At 50.5% G+C, this 2033-nt stretch carries 4 protein-coding genes; all 4 read left to right on the top strand.

The genetic code is table 11. The annotated features are described in order from the left end of the window. Positions 1-690: effector binding domain-containing protein (locus AB5H98_RS13320; protein ID WP_367926367.1), on the top strand; the 690-nt coding region annotated here is incomplete at its 5' end. 143 nt (positions 691-833) lie between these two features. Next, positions 834-1406 carry an SGNH/GDSL hydrolase family protein gene (locus AB5H98_RS13315; protein WP_367926366.1) on the top strand — a complete coding sequence of 191 codons (573 nt, stop codon included), beginning with the start codon at positions 834-836 and terminating at the stop codon, positions 1404-1406. Continuing rightward, positions 1403-1813, top strand: a complete 411-nt coding sequence (locus AB5H98_RS13310; RefSeq protein ID WP_367926365.1) for a peptide deformylase — start codon at positions 1403-1405, stop codon at positions 1811-1813. Before AB5H98_RS13315 ends, AB5H98_RS13310 begins: the two co-directional genes overlap by 4 nt. Next, positions 1810-2033: TIGR04076 family protein (locus AB5H98_RS13305; protein WP_367926364.1), on the top strand; the 224-nt coding region annotated here is incomplete at its 3' end. The genes AB5H98_RS13310 and AB5H98_RS13305, both read left to right, overlap by 4 nt.

The raw sequence follows: 2033 nt of genomic DNA, 5'->3' as shown, positions 1-2033 counted from the left end.
CGCCGGCTTTCCGCCGCCGGGCTGGAGGTCCTCACGACGGACCGGAGGATCATCGACATCGCGCTGGAATTCTGCTACGACTCGCCGGACAGCTTTACCAAAGCCTTTACCCGATTTCATGGCCTCACACCTGCAGCACTGCGAAAAAGCGGAGGCGCGGTCCGTTCCTTTGCTCCGCTTCGGATCAAAGTGACATTGGAAGGTGGTCAAAACATGGATTGCAAAATCATGAAAAAAGATGCGTTTACAGTTCTGTGCCGCGCAAAAACCTTTAAGTATGAGGACGGTGCCGTAGAAGTACCAAAATTTTGGACAGAACACTTCAGTACAGGCGGCGGCAAGGAAATTTGCGGCATGTACGGCATTAATTTGGATGAGAGCATGGGCGGCAACGAGTTTGAATATCTTATTGCAGACAACTACGATCCCACCCGAGAGATTCCCGAAGGCTTTGTCACCCGCACCATTCCGGCCCATACCTGGGCGGTATTTCCCTGCACCGGACGAATGCCTCAAGCTCTCCAAGGACTCAACCAACAAATTTTCTCCCAGTGGCTTCCCACAAATCCTGACTACAAAATCGCCGCCGGCATCAACGTAGAAATGTACAGCGACGCTAGCAAGTTTGAAAAGGGCGCACAAGATCAGGACTACTACTGCGAAGTCTGGCTCCCGGTTGAAAAGAAATAACACGCACTTCGGGCCCCGCAAAAATAGGTGGCCCGAAGTATTTTTTTACCATCGTGTTTTCTGCACGAATCTTGCCAGACCTTGTCCCTGCACTTATAAGCATGTATAATTCGAATAAAGCAATCAAAACAAGGAGTACCGCCATGCGCATTCTCATGCTGGGCAACAGCCTCACCTTCTCAAATGACTTGCCTCAAATGCTGGCAGAACGAACTGGCGCACAAGTAATTTACCACACACGTGGTGGAGCACGGTTGTCTGAGCAACTGAACCCATCTACCCGCCTGGGTGCGCGCACACAGGCGGCGCTGGCCGAAGAACGCTGGGATTATGTGATTATGCAAGAAATGAGCCATGGTCCCATTACCTCACCAAAAAGCTTCTTTTCCAGCGTAGAGCGCCTCTGTAAACAGATTCAAGACAGTGGCGCCGTTCCTGTTCTTTATGCCACTTGGGCCTACCAGAAGGACAGTCCCAAACTGGCAGCGAAAGGTTGGGATTACGACGAGATGAACCGCGCTTTGTCCGAGGCGTATCACCAGGCCGCACAGAAAAACCGAGCACTGCTGGCAGATGTGGGCCTCCACTTTTACAAACTTTCCCATACGCAGCAACTCTATGCCAAAGACGGCGTTCATCCTACCCAAGCAGGTTCCCGCATTGCGGCACAAGTCATCGCGTCCACTATTCAAACATATGAGGAGAAACGATTATGATTCGAGACATTTGCAAAGATTTGCTTTTTCTGAGGCGCAAGTCCGAACTCGCCACACCGGACGATCTGCCAATTGCCGCCGATCTATTGGAAACACTGATGGCCCATGCGGATGGCTGCGTGGGCATGGCGGCGAACATGATCGGTGTGAGCAAACGCATCATTGCCTTTGATGACGAGGGCACGTACCGAGTGCTTTTCAACCCAGAAATCGTCAAAAAAAGCGGCTCCTATGAGGCTGAAGAAGGCTGTCTTTCTCTTTCGGGGACTCGAAAGACAAAACGCTGGAAAAACATCAAGGTGAAATACCAAGATGAGCAGTTTCGAGAACGATTTAAAACCTGGACCGGCCTGTCTGCTCAAATTATTCAGCATGAAATCGACCACTGTGAGGGAATTATAATATGAAAAAATGCAAGATTACTGTTATGCGCATCACCCGTTATGAGGACCTGATGCTTCTTTATGAAAATCCCATCAAACATGCCTGTGACTTGCAGGAAGGACAGGTGTTCATTTCCAACGGTTGGGAAAAGCCGGAAGGTTTTTGCCAAAGTGCATGGGATACTCTCTCCCCTTTTGTGCTGGCTTTGAGCCATGGCGCGGAGGACTTCTATGGCGGCTGGAT

It is taken from the genome of uncultured Ruthenibacterium sp., assembly GCF_963558415.1.
Classification (GTDB): Bacteria; Bacillota; Clostridia; order Oscillospirales; family Ruminococcaceae; genus Ruthenibacterium.
Note: the sequence above shows the minus strand (reverse complement) of the source record. Positions and strands in the feature narration are given on the sequence as shown.